Origin of the sequence: Pollutimonas bauzanensis, from assembly GCF_900129885.1 — a bacterium.
Taxonomy (GTDB): domain Bacteria; phylum Pseudomonadota; class Gammaproteobacteria; order Burkholderiales; family Burkholderiaceae_B; genus Pollutimonas; species Pollutimonas bauzanensis.
In genome coordinates this window covers 263,327-282,619 of the sequence record NZ_FQXE01000004.1, presented here as the reverse complement: position 1 = coordinate 282,619, position 19,293 = coordinate 263,327, and the positions used below count along the sequence as shown (strand labels likewise).

Here is a 19,293-nt window from a genome sequence, read left to right as displayed (position 1 = left end):
TTTTCCTATCAAGAAATAGAGGGCGCGCGCGGCAGCGCTTTGCCCGAGGCGTCAAAGAAATGTTGTTGCAGCGGGTTCCAGCGCAGCCTGATGTCCGCGCCGGGATGGGCCCGCAGGTGGCCGGCCGCCCGCACGGCGACACCGGCGTTATGGCCCACCTTGCAGACGACGATGGAATCGGCGCCGAAATATTCAACGCTTTCGACCGTCGCGGCGATGCCGCCGCCGCCGTCGATGACAATGTGTTCGGGCCGCAGCCCCAGCTTCACGGCGCCGTCGGCGACTCCCGCCAGCGCATTGCCGTCGCGGCCGGAGATCCGGCGCGTGCGGGCGTCCAGGGCCAGCAGGTTCATGGGCGGAGTGCCGATGAACCTGGCGGAAAATTCCGTGGCGGGGCGGGCGTACAGCCTGTCGGGCGTGTCGTTCTGTTCTATTCGCCCGCCGTTCAAAAGCACCACGCGGTCGGCCATGCTCATGGCTTCGGTCTGGTCATGCGTCACATACACCATGGTGATGCCCAGGCTCTGTTGCAGCGCCCGGATTTCGCGCCGCATTTCATGCCGCAGCTGGGCGTCCAGATTGGACAAGGGCTCGTCCATCAGGCAGACAGGCGCCTGCGAAATCACCGCCCGCCCCAGAGCCACCCTTTGCTGCTGCCCGCCGGACAACTGCGAGGGTTTGCGCTCCAGCAGCTTTTCCAGGCCCAGCAGTTCGGCAACCTGGGTCAGGCGGCCGGCGTATTCGGCCTTCGGCTCCTTGCGCACTTTCAGGCCGAAAAGAATGTTTTCTTTTACCGACAGGTGCGGAAACAGGGCGTATGACTGGAACACCATGGAAATCTTGCGTTTCGATGGCGGCAGCCCGGTGACGTCCCGGCCGCCGATATGGATGCGCCCCGAAGTGGGCTCGTCGAGCCCGGCAATCATCCTGAGCGTGGTCGACTTGCCGCAGCCCGAAGGCCCGAGCAGGACGGTGAATGTTCCCGCCTCGACGGTAAAGCTGACGCCGTCGACGGCGGGAGGCGCTGCGCCATACTGCTTGCTGATGTTGTCCAGAGTGATAGAAGACATAATTAGAATGCGTAAGGCCCGGGAAAGTCGCCAATGACGGCGTGGTGCGTGACCAGCCCATGGGCGCCCTGGCTATGCAGTTGATAGCCGGGTGGTTCAAAATTGAAATACAGGTCGTCGGGCGCGCCCAGGTCCAGGGCTATCTGGTGCGCCGTGCCCGGACAGGTGGACGCCACCGTATTGCCCACGCGGCAGACTATCGTGCGGTGCAGATGGCCGCAAAGAATCCGTTCTATATTCCCATAGGGGGCGATGATGTCCGCAAAGGCCTCGCGCCCCTCGAGCAGGCCCAGCTCGTCCATCAGCCTGATGCCGGTTGCAAACGGCGGATGGTGCATCAGCACGACCGTGGGCCGTTCGGGCTGCTGCGCCAGGGTCCGGGCCAGCCAGGCTAGGCGCGCAGAGCAGAGTTCGCCATGGCTGCGCATGGGAACGGTCGTATCCAGCGCCACGATGCGCAGCGGCCAGGTGTCTATGGCGTACTGGATAAAGGGCGCATCGCCTTGCAGATAGGCGTGCTCGCGGAACGTCTCGCGCAGATTCTCCCGGCTGTCATGGTTGCCGGGTATCAGCAGAAACGGCATTTTCAGCTTCTGGAGCATGGGTTTGAGGATCAGGTATTCTTCTTTCCTGCCGCTCTCGGTGAGGTCGCCCGTGATGGCCAGCAAATCCGGGCGCGGACGCAGGCGGTTCAAGGTCTCTATGCAGCGCAGCAAGTGCGTTTCGGCCTGGATCAGCGCCGAATGCGCGCCTTCCCGCTGGATATGCAGGTCACTGATTTGCGCAAGCAGCATGGCTTTCCTTCCTGGACAGCGGGCTGACGGCGGCAACGCTCGCCCCTTCGATAAGCCGGTAGCGCAGCTGTTCGCTGCGCACGGCGCCTTGCTCGATCTGATCGAGCAGCAGATGGCAAGCCGCTTTGCCTATCTCGTAGCCGGGCGCCTCCACCGTCGTCAGGCTGGGCGACATGAAGGCGCCGTAGCGTATCCCGTCGAAGCCCGCCACTGAAATATCGCCCGGCACCGCGCCGCCCAGTTCCTTGACGATCGCAATCACCGAAGTGGCCAGCAAATCATTGGAGCAGAACAGGGCGCTGGGCCTGCTGGCCGCTTCCAGTATCCGCGCGATGGTCGCCGTATCGGAAGCGGTGTGGCTGAGCATCACATAATGCCTGACTCGTTCAAGCCTCAAGGCCCGCGCGCAATGCCTGCTTCCCGCCAGCCGCGACTTGGCCCGGTCGGACAGGTCCAGCGGCCCGCTCAGGAAGGCGATATGCCGGTGCCCGAGCCCGGCCAGATGGCTCACCATGTCCGACGCCGCGGCATAGTTGTCCACCGCGGCGCAGGGATGGATGACCGATTCGTTGTACGCCAGCACGTAATTCATGCCCCGCGCTTTCAGCGTCTTCAGGATCGAGCTTTTGCGCGCATCGGCCACCGTCAGGATGATGCCATCGAGCTGATGGTCGATAAGCCGGTGGACTGCGGCGGTCTCCAGGGTCGGATCGTAATGTGTCGCTGTCATCATGACGCTATAGCCCGACTGCCTGGCGCGCTGCTCGGCGCCTTCGAAGCAGTCCGCGAACACGGGGTTGGACAAGGTGGGGAGAACCAGGCCCAGGGTTCTGGTGCTGCCCAGGCGCAGGCTGCTGCCCAGGCGGTTCGGCCGGAAGCCATGGCTGCCGGCTATCGCCAGCACATGTTCGCGGGTCTGCGCCTGGACAATGTCGGGCCGATTGAATACGCGCGACACTGTCGCCGGCGATACGCCCGCCTGCCGCGCGATCTCCACAATCGAAACTTTGTCGGTACGCCGCTCTTCAGCCAAAGCATTCCCCCGCGTCTTGCCGCCGTGATGAAAACGTTTTCATATTAAACATCAACTATTGCAGGGTTATGACAGTGTTTTCCCGTATGCCGGGCGCGCCGGAAGACCTGCCCCGGCAGCGGACCGCCGGGTACAGGGCTTGCTTGCCGGCTGGCACAAGCAGTGCCATTCAAAACCGCCCGACACCGTGTAAAGGAGAGCGATCATGCCTACCCCGGATCCCAACGACAAGGCGCCCAGGCCGTCCCATATTTCTTCGGACGAAGAGCCGCGTCCCGATATGGACCATCCCCCGCCCGCGCCGTCCACCACTTATACCGTATTCGATCGGGGCACGGCCGCGGCCGACGACGAGGCGCGCAGCGGCACCCTGGCCGGCTCCGATGATTAGCTGGCGCCGCGGGGGCGCCTGTCTGGTTCCCCTGCCGGGCAGGGCGTGCCCGGCAGGCACCCTGTCCGCGAGGAAGATGCCGTGCTGAATGATCCTTTGGTCCTGATACTGATGTACTTCATCCTTCCGCTATGGCTGCTCGCGGGCTTCGCCGACTGGCTGTGCCATCGCGCGAGCCACATCGAAAGCACCTCCGGCCCCAAGGAGTCCATGCTTCATCTGCTGCAGTTCGGCGAAGTGGGCATCGCGCTGCTGGCGGCGCTATTCCTGGACATAAATGCCGGCATCATCGCCTTCATGATCGTGATGTTCTTGGTCCACGAGGCCACGGCCTTGTGGGACGTCAGCTATGCCGTCACGGCGCGCAGGGTGACGCCGGTCGAGCAGCACATACACAGCTTTCTTGAAATGATTCCCCTGATTGCCATCATCTGCGTCGTGGCCTTGCATTGGGGGCAATTCCAGGCGCTTTTCGGCTTCGGGGTGGAAAGCGCGGAATTCGGGCTGGCCTGGAAGACCGAGCCCTTGCCTGTGATTTATGTGCTTGCCCTGATGGCTTTCATCGTGGTATTGGCGGTCGTGCCCTATGTGGAAGAGCTTGTGCGCGGCCTGCGCGCGAATGGCGGCGCCAGCGCGCCGCCATTGGCCGGGTCTATTCCGCCAGGGCCTCCGCCGGCGCGTTCACCGCGTGGCGATTGACCGCGCCGAGTATCGCCAGGAAGGATGCGGTGACGATGTCGCCATGGATGCCCACGCCGAAACCGGTGGGCGAATCGCCCACGCGCAGTTCGACATAGCTGGCGGCCCGGGTGTCGGTGCCCGTGCCTATCGCATGCTCGTGATAGTCCATGATCTTGACCCCGGCGTCCAGGGCGTCCACGAAAGCCGAAATCGCGCCATCCCCGTGGCCCACCAAGTGGCGCACCTGGCCGTTTTCCTCGACTTCGACCTCGATCGAAAACTGCTGTCCGCTGCCGGCCTTGGGGTTGCCGGTAATGCGGTGCCGTATCAGTTTCCAGGGCTGGTCGCGGTCCAGGTATTCTTCGGTGAAAATGTCGAAAACCTTGGCCGCGGTGACTTCGGCGCCGGTTTCGTCCGTGACTCGCTGTATCGCCCGGCTGAATTCGATCTGCAGGCGGCGCGGCAGGACCAGGCCATGTTCCTGTTCCAGCAGGTAGGACACGCCGCCCTTGCCTGACTGGCTGTTCACGCGTATGACCGCATCATAGTTGCGGCCGAGGTCGGCCGGGTCGATAGGCAGATAAGGCACTTCCCACAAGGTATTCGGCTGCCTCTGGGCAAAGCCTTTCTTGATGGCATCCTGGTGCGAGCCTGAAAACGCCGTGAAGACCAGGTCGCCCGCATAGGGATGGCGCGGATGCACCGGCAGCTGATTGCAATACTCCACGCAGCGGCGCACTTCGTCGATGTCCGAGAAGTCCAGCCCCGGGTGTATGCCTTGCGTGTAGAGGTTGAGCGCCAGGGTTACCAGGTCCACGTTGCCGGTGCGCTCGCCGTTGCCGAACAGGCAGCCTTCGATGCGGTCGGCGCCTGCCATGACGGCGAACTCGGCGGCGGCCACGGCCGTGCCACGGTCGTTGTGCGGATGGACGCTGAGCACGATGCAGTCGCGCTGCTGCAGATTGTTGTGCATCCATTCGATCTGGTCCGCATACAGATTGGGCGTGGTCGCCTCTATCGTGGCGGGCAGGTTGAAAATGATCTTGGATTCGGGCGTGGGCTGCCATGCCGCGGTCACCGCGTTGCAGACATCCAGGGCGAATTCGGGCTCGGTCGTGCTGAACACTTCGGGCGAATATTCATAGCGCCAGGAGGTTTCCGGATGCTGGTTCGTGAATTCCTTGACCAGGCGCGTTCCGTCCAGGGCGATTTGCTTGACCTCGTCCTGGCTCATGTTGAAGACGATCTTGCGGAATGCCGGCGCGCAGGCGTTGTACAGGTGGACTATGGCCTTTTTGGCGCCCGCCGCGGATTCCACCGTGCGGCGTATCAGGTCTTCGCGCGACTGGGTGAGCACAATGATCGTGACATCGTCGGGAATGCGGTTTTCGTCCACCAGCTTGCGCACGAAATCGAAGTCGGTCTGCGATGCCGAGGGAAAACCCACTTCGATTTCCTTGAAGCCGATTTTTACCAGCTGCTCGAAAAAGCGCAGCTTGCGCTCCACGCTCATGGGCTCTATCAGCGATTGATTGCCATCGCGCAGGTCAGTGCTCATCCAGATAGGGGGATGGGATATGCGCTTGCTGGGCCAGGTGCGCTCGGAAAACTCGCGGGCGAACGGCACGAACGGACGATATTTGTCGGAAGGATTGGAAATCATGGGACACCTGTTTTTTGATTCGGATGTTATGCGACGAAATCACCGGAGCATCTTGCGCGCAGGCTCTTTAATGAAAATAACGGTGATTTGAATACATGTGGCTGGAACAGGCTGCCGAACTGCCACGAGACGCTAGGTCCGGCAACCGATCGGTAGTAGCAGGGATAGTGCCAGCGAGGAGAGCGACAGGCGCGGGGAACCGCGCTGAACACGCAACGCCAGGCCGGCAGCGTTGCTGCGGGCGCGGGCGTTATGGGAGGGGGCGTGCTCGGGTCTCATAGGCCATAGTCAAACATACTTTCGCCGGCTTGGCAACTTTTATTGCTCATCCACCGCGACGGCGGGGCCTTCAAGCAGGACCACATGGCGTCGGGCCAGCACGATCTTGGCCGCGCGTCCGCCGCGCAATTCGGACAGCGTGCGTTGCAAATCGCCCACGGTTATGGGGTCGCGGCGCTCGTGCCACACCCAGCGCAATACTTCCAGGGCCGGATCGGACAATTCGTGCGCCAGCATCGACACCGTTGCGTCGCTAACCTGCTTCAGGCGCGCGCGCCTTTGCGTGCCCTGCACAAAGCCGTACAGAAAATAGGCAATAATAAGCGTACATAGCGCCACTACCGCCCACCAGAAAAACGGGTTGTATTGTTTCAGCAGCGCAATGGCCTGAACACCTAGCGCATGCAAACCGCCATAATCAATGCCTCGGCCAAAGGCAATCAACCGGTTGAGCAGGTCGTACCAAACCAGGGCCACCACGGCGACCACTACGACACACAGGATTTTCTGCGTGGCCGTGAGCTTGAGCAAGGTATTGCGCAGCAGGGCGACGTCTTGGCGGGTAGGCTGTTGAGTATTTGCTTTCATATAACTTATTTTAACTATGCAATCGCGTCAGTCTTTAGAACTTCGTCAGCATCAGCAATTGGCGCTGACTCCCCAGCTGCAGCAATCAATACGATTCCTGCAGCTGTCGGCGCAAGAGCTGGAACTGGAAGTGGCCCAGGCCTTGCTTGAAAACCCCATGCTGGAGCATGAGGAAGAGTATGACATCGTTGCGGCGGATACGGTAGCCGAGGAAGCACAGGCGCGCGAAGATCGCTGGCCGCTGCTGGGGACGGCCAGCCGCGCCGGCAATAATAATGCCGATGACGAGCCGACGCGCCCCGAAACCGCAATGCCGGAGTCCCTGCAGGATCATCTGCTGCAGCAATTGCACCTGACGCGGGCCCAGCAGCGCGATTGCGCCCTGGTGACCCTGCTTATCGACGAGCTCGACCAGAACGGCTATCTGCCCACGCCGCTGGAGGATATCCTGCAATATCTGCCCCCCGAGCTGGCGGTGGACATCGATGAACTGCAGGCCGCCCTGCGCTTGCTGCAATCATTCGATCCGCCCGGCGTGGGGGCGACTTCGCTGGCCGATTGCCTGTGCCTGCAGCTGGAACATTCGCAAGCCCTGTCTGCAACGCCCGTGCCTGCCGATATCCTGGCATGCGCCACGCTCATTGCCCGCGACCACCTGGCCGTGCTGGCTTCCGGCAACCTGAACCGGCTGCGCGATGCGCTTTCCTGCGATCAGGAAACCCTGCGCGCGGCGCACGCCCTGCTGCTGCAGATGGAGCCCCGGCCGGCGCGCAACTGGGCCACCTCCACCGCCGACTATGTGACGCCGGATGTGCTGGTGCGCAAGGTCAAAGGCCGCTGGCGGGCCAGCCTGAACCCGGCGGTCGTGCCCAAGCTGCGCATCAATTCCGTATATGAAAGCCTGCTGGACCGGGCTCCCGCCGCTCCCGCGATGCAGGGTCAGCTCCAGCAGGCGCAGGGCCTGATCAAAAGCATGAATCAGCGCTTTGTCACCATTCTGCGGGTCACCCAGGCTATCGTCGACAGGCAGCAGGAATTCTTCGAGCAGGGCGTGGGCGCCATGCGGCCGTTGCTGCTGCGCGACATCTCGCAGGAACTGGAGCTGCATGAATCCACCGTGTCGCGCGCGACCAGGCAGAAGTATGCGCAGACGCCCTGGGGCGTCATCGAACTCAAGCGTTTCTTCGGCGCGGCATTGCAGACCGACGACGGCGCAACCACCTCCGCCACGGCGGTGCGGTCCCTGATCCTCAAGCTGGTGGGCGAGGAGTCCGCCAAGAAACCGCTGTCCGACAGCCAGATAGCCATACGCCTGGCTGAACAGGGCGTGGTCATCGCCCGCCGCACAGTGGCCAAGTACCGCGAGGCCGCCGGCATCGAGCCCGCGATATTACGCAAGGCGCGCGCCGCGCTGGAATCGCCCCGCTCCGACGGTTGAGCGGCGCTCCAGGGCCGGCCCGGAAGGGGCTGCGCGCGCCCGGGTAAAACTTTGTTAAATGAGATTGATTTTTATCCATTACTGGATGATAATTGTTCTCATGTTCATTTGTATCTGTAACGCCATCACCGAGCGCCAGGTCCAATCGGCCGTAGCCGAGGGCGCCGTCACCCTGTCAGACCTGCAAGGTCAGCTCGGGGTGGGGACTTGCTGCGGCTGCTGTTCAGAAACCGCCGGCGAGTACCTGCCGGGCGGGCGCTATGCCGGACAGGCCTCCATACGCCAGGAAGCTGGCACTCCGGTGGCGAACGCCGCCAACGATCCGGGCGTGAGCGCGCCCCTTCCCATGGTGGCCGTGGCGGTTCGCCGCGCCTGATACCTTTGGTAACCAATTAGGCGCCGCTATGGGCGCCGGTTGGCATGCGCGGCAATTGCCCGCGCCACGGACCCGTATTCCACCGGAATTCTCCGCCGCCATCGATGGCTGGTCCGCATGCGCTCTGCCTGTGCGGGCGGGCGCCGCGTAACAACAGCAATAAACCGATTCATTCCCATTCTCAAGCATGGTTCGCAAAGCCCCGGGCCGCCTGGTTCTCCGGCGGCCCGGAGAGCTGAAAATCCCCTATCGGCATGTTAGCCTTACAGGCACAACCAGCGGCGACCTGGCGCGCATACCCCGGCGTCCGCTATCGATGCTGTTATCGATCTTCACCTTTGCTCAGGAGTATGGCCATGAAAGGCGACAAAACCGTTATTCAGTATCTGAATGCGCAACTAAAAAACGAACTCACCGCGATCAACCAGTATTTTCTGCATGCCCGTATGCTGAACCATTGGGGTCTGAATAAATTGGGCAAGCATGAATACGACGAGTCCATCGGCGAAATGAAGCACGCCGACCGCTTGATCGAACGCATTTTCATGCTGGACGGGCTGCCTAACCTGCAGGATCTGCACAAACTGCTGATCGGCGAGAACGTGCCTGAACTGCTGTCCTGTGACCACAAGCTGGAAAGCGGCGCCCAGGAAACCGTCAAGGAAGCCATGGCCTATTGCGAAACGGTACGGGACTACGTATCGCGCGACCTGTTCCAGGACATCCTCAATGACACCGAAGCGCACATAGACTGGCTTGAAACCCAGATGGACCTGCTCGAAAAAGTGGGACTGCAGAACTACCTGCAATCCCAGATGGGCGAATTGAGCGACTGAGCGCCGCTGCCCTAGAAGCTCTTGGCCGGGCAGTCGCGCACGCGGCCCCAGGCATTGTTCGGTTCGCAGTATTTATTGCGCGCCGCCCAGGCGCAGCTGGGCCGGTCAAAGAAGCCTTGGGCGCTGCAGGCCTGCAAATCCTGGCGCAAGCTGGCTTGCCAGGCCTGGTTGCTCATGGCGGGCTCGCCGGATACTGGCGGCGGCGGTGGCGGCGGGGCGACCTCGACCGGCTGTAGCGGCTGATCCCCAGTGAACCCGCCGGCGCCCAGGCCCAGGTCGCCGACATCGGCAATCCCGTGAAATGCCTGGCCGCCGCCCGACGCGGCGATTTGCACCGCCTCGTCCATGGTGATGGTGGTGGTCGCCAGATCGATCGTCGAAGTGGACTTGGTTTCGTCCAGCGATTTCTCGGGTATTTCCCATGCGATCTGCTTGGGTGGCTCGGGCACCCCCTGCTGGCCGTTGACCAGCGGCTGCGGCGGCTGAGCGACATAAGGCAGGCCGTTGGCATCGAGCACCGGCACGGCCGAGAGTTCCGGAGGATCTATGATGGCCGGCGTGGCCGGCCCGTGCGCCACGAGCCAATCGCCCAACCGCAGGCCGCCCCAGGCTGAAGCGCCCGCGGCCACTACCAAAATTGCTAAGATGAAACGCCAGGACATTATTACCCTCTGTCTGGGAAAGAGAGCCCAGTATATAAGCTGGACCCTTGGGGAAAAAGCACGCGGCTGATCCGCCGCTTATGCATTTTGCCCAAAAACCTGGCCGCCGTGCTCGCGCATGGCATGGAACTCCACACCGGGATACAGTTCTTGCGCCACACGCAATTGTGCTGGCGAACTTGCCAGAAACGCCACGGCATCGACCACATCATAGGCGATGTTGGCGGCGTTGGCGTCCATGAATTTTCGCAAAACCTTGGGGTCCGCGGCTGTAATCCAACGTGCCATGTTGTAACGCGATGGCATCAGGCGGGCCTCCACGCCGTATTCATGTTTCAGCCGATGGGCCACGACTTCGAATTGCAGCTGGCCGACCGCGCCCAGCAGCAGCGCGCCGCCGGCCGCTTCAGGGCGAAAGACCTGGATGGCCCCTTCTTCTCCGAGCTGGGTCAGGCCGATGCGCAATTGCTTGATGCGCAGCGGGTCCTTGACTTCGACCGCCTGGAAGAGCTCGGGCGCAAAAAACGGCAGCCCGGTGAACTGCAGGTTCTCGCCTTCGGTCAGCACATCGCCCAGCTGGAGCACACCGTGGTTGGGTATGCCGATGACATCCCCGGCGTAGGCCTGGTCCAGCAGTTCGCGGCGCTGCGACAGGAAGGACACGACGTTGTTGGGGCGCATTTCCTTGCCGGTGCGCGAGACCTTGAGCCGCATGCCGCGGTCGAAGCGCCCCGAGCTCACTCGCACGAAGGCGACGCGGTCGCGGTGGGCCGGGTCCATATTGGCCTGCACTTTGAACACCACGCCGCTGAATTTGGGTTCGTCGGGCTGCACTTCGCGCTGCAAGGCCGTGCGCGAGCCAGGCTTGGGCGCGAGGTCGACCAGCGCATCCAGGACTTCCTGCACGCCGAAATTATTGATGGCCGAACCGAAGAACACGGGCGTCTGCCTGCCCGCCAGGAAGGCCGACTGGTCGAAGGCGGGCGCGGCGGCATTGATGAGTTCGATTTCTTCGTTGGCTTTGACGAAGGCATCGCCAAAGCGCGCGGCGATGGCGGGATTGCCCAGGCCCTGGATCAGGTCATCCTGGTTCCCGCGCCGTTCCTGGCCCGCGCGGAAAATGCGCATGCGGTCGCGGCGTATGTCGAACACGCCGCCGAACGAGCGGCCCATGCCTACCGGCCACGAAAAGGGCACGGCGTCCATGCCCAGGTGCGATTCGATTTCGGCCAGCAGGTTCAGGGGCTCCTGGACTTCGCGGTCCAGCTTGTTGATGAAGGTGATGATGGGCGTGTTGCGGGCCCGGCACACCTGCAGCAGGCGTATGGTCTGCGGTTCCACGCCATTGGCGGCGTCGATCACCATGAGGGCGGCGTCGACGGCGGTCAGCACCCGGTAGGTGTCCTCGGAGAAGTCCTGGTGGCCCGGCGTATCGAGCAGGTTGATGACGCAGTCGCGGTATTCCATCTGCATGACGGAAGAGGCCACCGAGATGCCGCGCTGCTTTTCGATTTCCATCCAGTCCGAGGATGCATGGCGGCTGGCTTTGCGGGCCTTGACGCTGCCGGCGATCTGGATCGCGCCTGCGAACAGCAGAAGCTTTTCGGTAAGTGTGGTTTTTCCTGCGTCAGGGTGCGAGATGATGGCAAATGTGCGTCGCCGCGCGACTTCTTGGGTAATGCTCATAGTCTGATTTTAGCGTGTGTTGCCGCCGGGGCCGCCAGGCGGCCGCCCTTTGCGGCACACAAGGTTATTTATGGTGGCTGAAAGAGGCCAGAACGGTGCCGGCCAGTATGAACAGCGCGCCAAAAGTACGGTTAAGCCAGCGGATGCGGCGTGGGCTGCGCAATAGTTTCAACATGCGGGAAGCCAGCGTGGTGTAACACCCCATGGCCACCAGGTCGGTAAAGCACAGGGTGGCGGCTATTACAACATACTGCAGCGCAAGCGGCCGCGATAAATCGAGGAACTGGGGAACCACGGCCAGCAGGAAGACCGTGCCTTTGGGATTGGTGACGTTGATCAGGCAGCCGCGCAGAATCAGCTCGCGTATCTTGAAGGGCGCGGGCGCGCCGGCTTCCACGGTCACCGGCGCGGCGTCGGTGTGAAACTGCTTCCAGCCCAGGTAGATCAGGTAGCCGACGCCCAGCCATTTGACGGCCCCGAAAGCCAGCTCGGAAGCCGCCAGCAGGGCGCCCAGCCCCACGGCCACGACCACGAACTGGATCAGGATCCCCATGATCAGGCCTACCGTCGTCCAGTAGCCGCGCCTGAAGCCGTATTTCAGGCCCGAGGCCATGGCCGAGATGGCGCCCGGCCCGGGCGAAAAAGAAATCGCCCAGGACGCGGCAAAGAAGGCAAGCCAGGTGGAAAAAGACATGAGGAGTCAGCCGTGGTGGACAACTGCGAAATAATACGCCTTATTTTCCCAGCAGGGCGGGGCGCTGGCCGCTCGTGTTGCGGGCGGGGCCGCTGCTGCGGCGCGCCTGCCCTGCCGCGGCGCCTGCCGGACGGCCTGCGCCAGCCGGGCGCGCAGCGCCGCCCTCGGGGCGGGCGCCTCCCGCCGGACGGCGCGCATCCCCGGAGCGCGCGCCTGGCCTTGCGCCGGCGCTGGCGCCGCCGCTTTTGCGCGGCGCGTTCGAGCGGCGCGGGGGGCGGTCGTCATCGGCGCGCACGTGCGCCGGCTCGGCCTTGACCATGTCTGGCGACCAGCCTTCGATCGTCGTGCGCTCGATCGGGCGCTTGATGACCTTCTCGATGGCGTTCAACAGCTTGATTTCGGTCTTGTCGACCAGCGACAGGGCCGAGCCTTCGCTGCCCGCGCGGCCGGTGCGGCCGATGCGGTGGACGTAATCCTCCGGGACATTGGGCAGTTCGAAGTTGACGACATGCGGCAGCTGGTCGATGTCGATCCCGCGCGCGGCGATGTCGGTGGCGACCAGCACGGCGACCTTGCCATCCTTGAAGCCGGCCAGGGCGCGGGTGCGCGCGGCCTGGCTCTTGTTGCCATGGATGGCGGCGGCCGCCAGGCCATCTTTCACGAGCTTTTCGGCCAGGCGATTGGCGCCGTGCTTGGTGCGGGTGAATACGAGCACCTGGTGCCAGCCGCTTTCACGGATGATGAAGCTGAGCAGGTCGCGTTTGTGCGACTGTTCGGTCATTACCATGCGCTGGGTGACCAGCTCGGAAGCCGTATTGCGGCGGGCTACCGAGATTTCGATCGGGTTGTTCAACACGCCCTTGGACAGTTCGCGGATTTCGTCGGAGAACGTAGCGGAAAACAGCAGGTTCTGGCGGGTCCGGGGCAGCAGCGCGATGATGCGGCGGATGTCGCGGATGAAACCCATGTCCAGCATGCGGTCGGCTTCGTCCAGCACCAGGATTTCCACGGCGGACAAGTCCACCGTCTTTTGCTGGGCATGATCGAGCAGGCGGCCGGGGGTGGCCACCAGGATATCCAGCGGCTTGCGCAGGGCGTTGATTTGCGGGTTGATATTGACGCCGCCGAACATCACCATCGAACGTATGGCCGTGTGCTGGCTATAGGTCCGCACGGACTCTTCGACCTGGGCCGTCAGTTCGCGGGTGGGGGTCAGAATCAATACCCGCGGCTGGCCGGGCTTGCGGCCCTGCGCGGGGGTCTGCATCAGGCGGTGCAGTATCGGCAGGGTAAAGCCCGCGGTCTTGCCGGTGCCGGTTTGCGCGGCGGCCAGCAAGTCGCCGCCCATCATCACTTGGGGAATGGCTTGCGCCTGGATGGGGGTGGGATGTATATAGCCGGTATCTGCAACGGCACGCAAAAGGGGTTCCGCCAGCCCTAGGGAGGCAAATGTAGTTTGGGTATTCAAGAAATAACTCCAGCGACAGCCTATCGCTCGAGTCGAGAGATACCAATCTAGGCAGACGATAAAAGAAGTTGAGAGCAAAAAGCTCAGGCAAGGCAAAGATAGCTTGCAAGACACGTGTCGAACTGGTGCAACACGTAATTCAGTATTGTAGCGTAAATGGCCTGGATCGGCGAGCGCCGATTTATATCAACATGAATGGCTTCGTTTCAGGCATATTGGCAAGGTCTGCGCAAACTGCTGTAATTCGCGTATTGCTTTTTTCGGGTCCGCCATGATGAAACGTATACTGCTACTCATACTCTTGCCTTGCCTGTCGGCGTTGCTGGCCGGTTGCGGCTACAACGATATCCAGCGCCTGGATGAGCAGGTGAAGACCACCTGGTCGCAAACGCTGAATCAGTACGAGCGCCGCGCCGAGCTGGTTCCCAAGCTGGTCAATTCGGTGAATGCCTATATGGTCAATGAGCGCGCGGTGCTGACCCAGGTAACCGAGGCTCGTTCCAGAGTGGGCAGCATCCAGATCAGCGCCAAGGACCTCGAAAACCCCGAACTCATGGCGCGCTTCAACGAGGCGCAGGGGCAGTTGTCGTCGGCCCTGTCGCGCCTGATTGCCGTGTCGGAAAATTACCCGCAGCTCAAAAGCGACGGCCTGTTCCGCGACCTGATGACGCAGCTGGAGGGCACCGAGAACCGCATCGCCACGGAGCGCGGGCGGTATGTCCAGGCCGTGCAGGACTACAACCTGATCGTGCGCCAGTTTCCGACGCTCATCACCGCCAAGATCTTCGGCTATCACACCATTGAAAACTATGGCGTGTCCAAGCAGGATCAGATCACCAAGGATCCCGAAGTCAAATTTACCCTGCCCGAGCCCGGCAAAGGATGAATATGAATAGCGCCATGGCCGGGTTTTTCCGAAACCTGGGCCTTGCCTTCCTGCTCTCGCTGGCGGCGGCGTCGATCGCGGGCGCGGCCCAGGCGCCCGTGCCCGAGCTCAAGAGCCGGGTCACCGACACGACCGGCACCCTGGATTCGAATACGCAAAGCCACTTGAGCCAGGTGCTGGCCGACCTGGAAAAGCGCAAGGGCGCGCAAATCGCCGTGCTGGTCGTAGCCACGACGGGCGAGGACACCATAGAAAGCTACGCAAGGCGGGCTTTCGATCAGTGGCGCCTGGGCCGTAAAAAGGTCGACGACGGCATTTTGTTCGTGGTGGCCAAGGACGACCGCCATTTGCGCATCGAAGTCGGCTATGGCCTGGAGGGCGCCGTGCCCGACTTGCTGGCCGGCCGGATCATCCGCGAACAGGTCACGCCCAGGTTCAAGCAAGGCGATTATGCCGGAGGCATCGCGGCCGGCGTGGAAAGCCTGGCCAAGCTGGTCGACGGCGAACCGCTGCCGCCGCCTGCTGCCGGCGGCCAGGCCAATACCGATGGCGATGCGCCGGGCATCATGCTTTTGCCTCTGGCGGTCATGACATTCTTCATGCCGGCGGCATTCGCCGCCTTTGCCGCGGGCATCTTCGTTTTCTTCATGTCCGGCAGTATCGGCTTCGGTATTCTGGCTGCGCTGGCGGCCTTCCTGCTGAGCAGCATAGGGCGCAAGTTTGGCGCTGGCGGCGCCCGCAGCGCGGCCCGCGCATCGCGCCGCGGCGGTGTCATCGGCGGACTGGGCGGTGGTTTGGGCGGCGGCTTCGGTGGAGGTTTCGGCGGCGGTGGCGGCTTCGGGGGCGGCGGTTTCGGCGGGGGCGGCGGTGGCAGTGGCGGCGGCGGCGCCTCGGGCAGCTGGTAGGAGGCCCGGTCGCGCCGCAACGATAGTTTTGCATACGCTCAAGGAGCAGACGTGCGTCAAGATGGCGGCAAATGGAAAGAATTGACCGGCTGGGCCAGCCTGGAAGGGCAATGGCTGCGCCGCAGGCACTTTACCCCCGAGGTACTGGCGCATATCGCCGATCGCATCAAAAAGAGCGAGCTGGATCATACGGGCGAGCTGATGGTCGCCATAGAAGCCGTAAGCCCGTCCCACGAACGCAACAGCCGCTACCGCGCCCTCGAGGTGTTCGGGCGCCTGCGGGTCTGGGATACGCCTTTGAATACCGGCGTGCTGCTGTACCTGGCGCTGGACAGGCATCGCATCGAAATCATCGCCGATCGCGCCGTCGCCGCGCCTGACGAACTATGGGCGCAGGTCTGCGGGCAACTGCAGGCCAGGCTGCAGCAACACGATTACGCCGCGGGCATACTCGCGGCCATCGATGGCATCGAGGCCATATTGCGCACGCGCTGCCCGCCCTTGCCGCCAGGCCAGGCCCACACCAACGACCTGGCCGACGAACCGGTGTTCTTGTAGGCGAGGCCGGGCTTGCGGCGGCCGTTCAGCCCGCTGCCCGGGCAAGCTTGTCCGAAAGCGCGCGTATGACCTGTTCGCGCCTGGCCGCGGGGGCGTGATTGGCGTCGAGGCTGGACCATTGCGGCTGGCTGCGCGCCTCCAGCAGTTCCTCGGGAAGTTTTTGGCTGCGCCAGGCTTCGATAGGGGCATGGCCCGCCGCGGCGTCGGCCCCGGCGGGCCCGGGCTCCAGCTGTATCGGGCCCAGCGCCGCATGGCCGCGCTGTTCCAGGGCCCGCAGCAAAGCCAGCTGGCGTATGGCGAGCAGGCGCAATACCGCATCGTCCACGCTCAGCTCTTGGTACCCTTTCAGGCGGCCCAGCAGCCGTTTTCCCAGCTTGTCGGCGCCTTGCCACAGCCCGCCGGCGGCCGCGCCCAGCAAGGTCGCCGCCCCCAGGCTGATGCCTGCCATGAATACATCGAGCGTGGCCCCGGCCATGGCGCCCGCCGCCGCGCCTTTGGTCACATGGATGCCCACGTCTTTCAGGGCCTGCGGATGAAACAGATCCATGCCCCAGCGTTCGCCCTCCAGCGCCGAGGCATGGGCCGGAAAGTCGCGGCTGTCGAAGTTATAGCGTTTTAGCAGGGCGCGCACGCAGAGATTCTCGCGAGCGCGCACCTTCTTGCGCAGCGTCTGCGTGGCGCTTTCCAGCGCCGGCGCGCCGGGCTCGCTGGCCAGGTGCCAGGCCGCCACGTCGACCAGCAGTTCGGCGATCAGGCGCATGGCGTCGAGGCGGCGGATGTCGCGCTGTTGCGCGACGTCGTGCTTGAGCACCTGCAGCAGCCCGGCATGCCGGTCCATCAGCAAGGCCAGCTTGTCGTACAGCTGCGCTTCGCCATCCAGAGCCGGCGCGATCGTGTCGAATTCGACGATGGCGTGCAAGCCGAGGCGCGCGAGCGCCGCACGCCATGCCGCCAGGCGCTGTTCGGGACTGTGCGTGAAGTTCAGCACCGGCACGATGGGGTGGCCGCAACTGGCGAGAATGGCGAGCTCATCCTTGTGCTTGCCCAGCACGGGATCGCGCACGTCCACCACATACAGTCCGGCATCGCAGTCCAGCAATTTCTTCAGCACCCGCGCCTCCTGCTCGAAGCGCCGCTTGCTTTCGGGGCTTTGCAGAAAACGGCGTATCCGCTCGGGGCCGTCGATGCGTTCGCCCGGCTGCGCCAACTGGTCGAAATAGTCCAGCAGGGCGATGCCGTCCTCCATGCCGGGCGTATCGTACAGCTCCACTACGACTGCGCCATCCACCAGCAAATGCGCGCCCTCCACATGGCGCGTGGTGCCCGGGCTGTCCTGCACCACGCCAAAGCCGGGATCGCGCGTGAGCGTGCGCAAGAGCGAGGTCTTGCCGGTATTGGTATGGCCCACGACGGCCAGGCGCAAGGGCTGCTCATGGCTGGACATGGGCGTCCTTCGCGATGGGCCTGGCTGGCTGACCGGCAGCCAGCCAGGCCAGCGCCGGGGCCAGGCCGGCATGCAACTGCCCGGGCAGGAACCCGGCCGCGGCCAGGCGTTCCTGCCACGCCGCGGCGCGCGCATCGGAAAAGCCGGCGCCGGCCTGGCCGTGCAAGGCAATGTGCGCCTGCCCGGCCAGGCCGGCCAGTTCGGCCAGCAGGGCGATGGTGCCGCGGTCCGGGGTCTGCTGCGCATCGCATACCATCAGCAACTGGCCGGGCGGCTGCCGCTGGAAGCGCTCCAGCAGATTCTTGCGCTCCAGGCGGCTGTCGATGATGCCGAGGTCGGCCACGCCGGCGGGCAGGCCGGCGGGCGGCCAGGGCGTATCCGGCGCAAGCTCTATGCCGGCCAGCAAGGGCTGTGTCTGGTCGTGAGGCGCCGGCGCGCGCGGGCGGAAATGCGCCTGGAATCCAGGCGTGTCGGGCCCATCTATTCCGGCTTTTTCGCTGGGCGGCGCAAGGCGGCCGCGCAATTCGGCATAGCCGGGCAGGTTTTCATCCAGGCCGATGGCCGCAAGGTTGCGCCTGGCCATGAGCAGGCTCAGGACCAGGCATAGCATGCGCGGCAATAGCCCGTATGTCGCCACGCAGCCTATCAGCCAGCTCGACCATAAGGCTTGCGCGGTTTCGGGCAATGCCTGCAGTCCGTTGCTGGCCCGCACGACGGCCTCGGGCGGAATGGCAAAGCCCAGCAGCGAAGGCAGCCAGCCCAGGAAGGCCGTCAGCGAGACAAAGGTATCGGCGGACAACAGCGTGGTTTCCCAGTTGAAGCCATAGCGGCGGGCCGAGAGCACCGCCAGCAGGCTGAGCAGCATGCTCAGCAGCGCGGCCGCCCAGAGCCCATGGCTGATGCCGCCCAGTATCCAGCGCAGGGCGTTGTTGCGGCTGAGCACCTCGACGAGCGCGCGCGGGGCGAGGGCGGCATCGGGCCCCCGCGCCAGCTTGCGCGTCAGCCACAACCACAACTCGCCCAGCCAGGTGCCGCTGCCGGCGCTCCTGACCGCGAAGCTCAATAGCCAGAACAGGAAGGCCAGCGCATTGAGCCCCAGCATGGCGGTCAATGCCAGCAGCACATTGACGGACCGGCTGCCGTCGCCCAGCGCGCCCACTGCCGTTGCGGCGCCTGCCAGAATGGCGGCGGCCAGCATGCCCAGCAGGGCCAGCCTCGCGCCCCGCGTCCATCGGGCGATCAGCAAATCGAGCTTTTCGCGCTGCCCGAGGAATTGGGCGCGCAGCAGCACTTTCTGGCCGAACCCCTGCCCTTGGGCGCGGGCGCGCCGCACTTCGCCGCTGTCTTCCAGGGGGCCCCACAGCGCCTCGCGCAGGCGCAGCGTTTCCGCCAGCCAGTAGTGCGCGAGGGTCGGCGCGCAAGGCATGCCCGGCTTGCGTCCGTCAGGCATCCGTGCAGACGTTCGCGGCAGGCTTGCCGAACCATTCGTCCAGCTTGCGCTGCGCCTGTTCCTTGACTTCGGGAGTGATGTAAAAGGCGACCGTGGCCAGCGCGGCCGCCATGACGCTAAGGTCGTCGGTGTAGCCTATCAGCGGCGCCAGGTCGGGAATGGCGTCCAGCGGAAAAATGAAATAGCCCAAAGCCCCGTAGATGACTCGCTTGGCCCATTTGGGGGTATTGGCGTTCTGCACGGCGTAATACAAATAGAGCGCCTTTTCCAGCGTGGACCGGCCGGTCGACTGCGCGAGCGGCGTCAGCTTGCGCCAAAACCGGCGCTGTGTGTATTCGTTCTGGTATCGGGAATTGTCCATAAGGCCTCCAGGAAGCTGGAACAAGCGTAC

At 63.7% G+C, this 19,293-nt stretch carries 20 protein-coding genes; 8 read left to right on the top strand and 12 right to left on the bottom strand.

Features of this window, described 5'->3' with window-relative positions:
• Positions 1–8: 8 nt before the first annotated feature.
• Genes BUB23_RS09905 through BUB23_RS09895 form a run of 3 tightly spaced genes read right to left on the bottom strand, consistent with a single transcriptional unit; the run spans position 9 to position 2,897 of the window.
• Complete coding sequence (locus BUB23_RS09905; RefSeq protein ID WP_073102936.1) at positions 9–1,070, bottom strand: ABC transporter ATP-binding protein; 1,062 nt, start codon at positions 1,068–1,070, stop codon at positions 9–11.
• A 2-nt stretch (positions 1,071–1,072) separates the two neighbouring features.
• Complete coding sequence (locus BUB23_RS09900) at positions 1,073–1,864, bottom strand: phosphodiesterase (RefSeq protein ID WP_073102935.1); 792 nt, start codon at positions 1,862–1,864, stop codon at positions 1,073–1,075.
• The gene (locus tag BUB23_RS09895; protein ID WP_073102934.1) at positions 1,842–2,897 is read right to left on the bottom strand and encodes a LacI family DNA-binding transcriptional regulator; all 1,056 of its coding nucleotides are present in this window, start codon (positions 2,895–2,897) and stop codon (positions 1,842–1,844) included. The genes BUB23_RS09900 and BUB23_RS09895 overlap by 23 nt, the downstream gene beginning before the upstream one ends.
• 205 nt (positions 2,898–3,102) lie before the next feature.
• On the opposite strand from BUB23_RS09895, the gene BUB23_RS09890 reads away from it, so the two are divergent.
• Both BUB23_RS09890 and BUB23_RS09885 read left to right on the top strand, forming a co-directional pair.
• Positions 3,103–3,288, top strand: a complete 186-nt coding sequence (locus BUB23_RS09890) for a hypothetical protein (protein WP_073102933.1) — start codon at positions 3,103–3,105, stop codon at positions 3,286–3,288.
• 81 nt (positions 3,289–3,369) lie between these two features.
• Positions 3,370–3,987, top strand: coding sequence for a diguanylate cyclase (locus tag BUB23_RS09885; protein WP_073102932.1), 618 nt, complete (start codon positions 3,370–3,372; stop codon positions 3,985–3,987).
• On the opposite strand, the gene leuA is transcribed toward BUB23_RS09885, so the two are convergent.
• Positions 3,941–5,632, bottom strand: coding sequence for a 2-isopropylmalate synthase (leuA, locus tag BUB23_RS09880; RefSeq protein ID WP_073102931.1), 1,692 nt, complete (start codon positions 5,630–5,632; stop codon positions 3,941–3,943). The two genes, BUB23_RS09885 and leuA, sit on opposite strands and share 47 nt — an antisense overlap.
• Before the next feature lie 318 nt (positions 5,633–5,950).
• A complete protein-coding gene (locus tag BUB23_RS09875) occupies positions 5,951–6,499 on the bottom strand; it encodes a hypothetical protein (RefSeq protein ID WP_073102930.1) in 549 nt (182 codons plus the stop codon).
• 16 nt (positions 6,500–6,515) lie between these two features.
• Between BUB23_RS09875 and rpoN the strand changes: the two genes are divergently transcribed.
• The 3 genes from rpoN (at position 6,516) to bfr (ending at position 9,149) form a co-directional block, all read left to right on the top strand.
• The gene (rpoN, locus tag BUB23_RS09870) at positions 6,516–7,937 is read left to right on the top strand and encodes an RNA polymerase factor sigma-54 (protein WP_073102929.1); all 1,422 of its coding nucleotides are present in this window, start codon (positions 6,516–6,518) and stop codon (positions 7,935–7,937) included.
• A 100-nt stretch (positions 7,938–8,037) separates the two neighbouring features.
• On the top strand, positions 8,038–8,313 hold the full coding sequence (locus tag BUB23_RS09865; protein ID WP_073103111.1) for a (2Fe-2S)-binding protein: 276 nt from the start codon (positions 8,038–8,040) through the stop codon (positions 8,311–8,313).
• A gap of 356 nt (positions 8,314–8,669) precedes the next feature.
• The gene (bfr, locus tag BUB23_RS09860; RefSeq protein WP_073102928.1) at positions 8,670–9,149 is read left to right on the top strand and encodes a bacterioferritin; all 480 of its coding nucleotides are present in this window, start codon (positions 8,670–8,672) and stop codon (positions 9,147–9,149) included.
• An 11-nt stretch (positions 9,150–9,160) separates the two neighbouring features.
• Here the strand turns inward: bfr and BUB23_RS09855 are convergent, their stop codons facing one another.
• From BUB23_RS09855 to BUB23_RS09840, 4 genes are all read right to left on the bottom strand, one after another.
• The gene (locus tag BUB23_RS09855; RefSeq protein ID WP_073102927.1) at positions 9,161–9,811 is read right to left on the bottom strand and encodes a hypothetical protein; all 651 of its coding nucleotides are present in this window, start codon (positions 9,809–9,811) and stop codon (positions 9,161–9,163) included.
• 78 nt (positions 9,812–9,889) lie between these two features.
• Positions 9,890–11,497 (bottom strand): peptide chain release factor 3, encoded by a 1,608-nt coding sequence (locus tag BUB23_RS09850; RefSeq protein WP_073102926.1) that lies wholly within the window; start codon positions 11,495–11,497, stop codon positions 9,890–9,892.
• A gap of 64 nt (positions 11,498–11,561) precedes the next feature.
• A complete protein-coding gene (locus BUB23_RS09845; protein WP_073102925.1) occupies positions 11,562–12,191 on the bottom strand; it encodes a LysE family transporter in 630 nt (209 codons plus the stop codon).
• A 40-nt stretch (positions 12,192–12,231) separates the two neighbouring features.
• Positions 12,232–13,659 carry a DEAD/DEAH box helicase gene (locus BUB23_RS09840; protein ID WP_073102924.1) on the bottom strand — a complete coding sequence of 476 codons (1,428 nt, stop codon included), beginning with the start codon at positions 13,657–13,659 and terminating at the stop codon, positions 12,232–12,234.
• 274 nt (positions 13,660–13,933) lie between these two features.
• Here BUB23_RS09840 and BUB23_RS09835 point away from each other — a divergent pair, with 274 nt between their 5' ends.
• Genes BUB23_RS09835 through BUB23_RS09825 form a run of 3 tightly spaced genes read left to right on the top strand, consistent with a single transcriptional unit; the run spans position 13,934 to position 16,008 of the window.
• Complete coding sequence (locus tag BUB23_RS09835; protein WP_073103110.1) at positions 13,934–14,545, top strand: LemA family protein; 612 nt, start codon at positions 13,934–13,936, stop codon at positions 14,543–14,545.
• Between the two features lie 2 nt (positions 14,546–14,547).
• Entirely contained in the window at positions 14,548–15,450 is a 903-nt protein-coding gene (locus BUB23_RS09830) for a TPM domain-containing protein (RefSeq protein ID WP_245801226.1), read from the top strand.
• A 51-nt stretch (positions 15,451–15,501) separates the two neighbouring features.
• Positions 15,502–16,008 (top strand): TPM domain-containing protein, encoded by a 507-nt coding sequence (locus tag BUB23_RS09825; RefSeq protein ID WP_073102923.1) that lies wholly within the window; start codon positions 15,502–15,504, stop codon positions 16,006–16,008.
• Between the two features lie 25 nt (positions 16,009–16,033).
• Here BUB23_RS09825 and BUB23_RS09820 read toward each other — a convergent pair whose 3' ends face one another.
• Genes BUB23_RS09820 through BUB23_RS09810 form a run of 3 tightly spaced genes read right to left on the bottom strand, consistent with a single transcriptional unit; the run spans position 16,034 to position 19,263 of the window.
• Positions 16,034–17,452, bottom strand: a complete 1,419-nt coding sequence (locus tag BUB23_RS09820; protein ID WP_073102922.1) for a GTPase/DUF3482 domain-containing protein — start codon at positions 17,450–17,452, stop codon at positions 16,034–16,036.
• Positions 17,439–18,902: a DUF2868 domain-containing protein gene (locus tag BUB23_RS09815; protein WP_245801225.1), complete on the bottom strand. Its 1,464-nt coding sequence runs from the start codon at positions 18,900–18,902 to the stop codon at positions 17,439–17,441. Before BUB23_RS09815 ends, BUB23_RS09820 begins: the two co-directional genes overlap by 14 nt.
• Positions 18,895–19,263: a YkvA family protein gene (locus BUB23_RS09810; RefSeq protein ID WP_073102921.1), complete on the bottom strand. Its 369-nt coding sequence runs from the start codon at positions 19,261–19,263 to the stop codon at positions 18,895–18,897. Before BUB23_RS09810 ends, BUB23_RS09815 begins: the two co-directional genes overlap by 8 nt.
• Positions 19,264–19,293: the final 30 nt, after the last annotated feature.

What these genes read in the sequence shown, in the direction of transcription:
- BUB23_RS09900 (WP_073102935.1), bottom strand. Translation starts at nt 1,864, where the DNA reads ATGCTGCTTGCGCAAATCAGTGACCTGCATATCCAGCGGGAAGGCGCG.
- BUB23_RS09845 (WP_073102925.1), bottom strand. Translation starts at nt 12,191, where the DNA reads ATGTCTTTTTCCACCTGGCTTGCCTTCTTTGCCGCGTCCTGGGCGATT.
- BUB23_RS09905 (WP_073102936.1), bottom strand. Translation starts at nt 1,070, where the DNA reads ATGTCTTCTATCACTCTGGACAACATCAGCAAGCAGTATGGCGCAGCG.
- BUB23_RS09890 (WP_073102933.1), top strand. Translation starts at nt 3,103, where the DNA reads ATGCCTACCCCGGATCCCAACGACAAGGCGCCCAGGCCGTCCCATATT.
- BUB23_RS09810 (WP_073102921.1), bottom strand. Translation starts at nt 19,263, where the DNA reads ATGGACAATTCCCGATACCAGAACGAATACACACAGCGCCGGTTTTGG.
- bfr (WP_073102928.1), top strand. Translation starts at nt 8,670, where the DNA reads ATGAAAGGCGACAAAACCGTTATTCAGTATCTGAATGCGCAACTAAAA.
- BUB23_RS09865 (WP_073103111.1), top strand. Translation starts at nt 8,038, where the DNA reads ATGTTCATTTGTATCTGTAACGCCATCACCGAGCGCCAGGTCCAATCG.
- BUB23_RS09875 (WP_073102930.1), bottom strand. Translation starts at nt 6,499, where the DNA reads ATGAAAGCAAATACTCAACAGCCTACCCGCCAAGACGTCGCCCTGCTG.
- BUB23_RS09835 (WP_073103110.1), top strand. Translation starts at nt 13,934, where the DNA reads ATGAAACGTATACTGCTACTCATACTCTTGCCTTGCCTGTCGGCGTTG.
- BUB23_RS09850 (WP_073102926.1), bottom strand. Translation starts at nt 11,497, where the DNA reads ATGAGCATTACCCAAGAAGTCGCGCGGCGACGCACATTTGCCATCATC.
- BUB23_RS09820 (WP_073102922.1), bottom strand. Translation starts at nt 17,452, where the DNA reads ATGTCCAGCCATGAGCAGCCCTTGCGCCTGGCCGTCGTGGGCCATACC.
- leuA (WP_073102931.1), bottom strand. Translation starts at nt 5,632, where the DNA reads ATGATTTCCAATCCTTCCGACAAATATCGTCCGTTCGTGCCGTTCGCC.
- BUB23_RS09855 (WP_073102927.1), bottom strand. Translation starts at nt 9,811, where the DNA reads ATGTCCTGGCGTTTCATCTTAGCAATTTTGGTAGTGGCCGCGGGCGCT.
- BUB23_RS09830 (WP_245801226.1), top strand. Translation starts at nt 14,548, where the DNA reads ATGAATAGCGCCATGGCCGGGTTTTTCCGAAACCTGGGCCTTGCCTTC.
- BUB23_RS09815 (WP_245801225.1), bottom strand. Translation starts at nt 18,902, where the DNA reads ATGCCTGACGGACGCAAGCCGGGCATGCCTTGCGCGCCGACCCTCGCG.
- rpoN (WP_073102929.1), top strand. Translation starts at nt 6,516, where the DNA reads ATGCAATCGCGTCAGTCTTTAGAACTTCGTCAGCATCAGCAATTGGCG.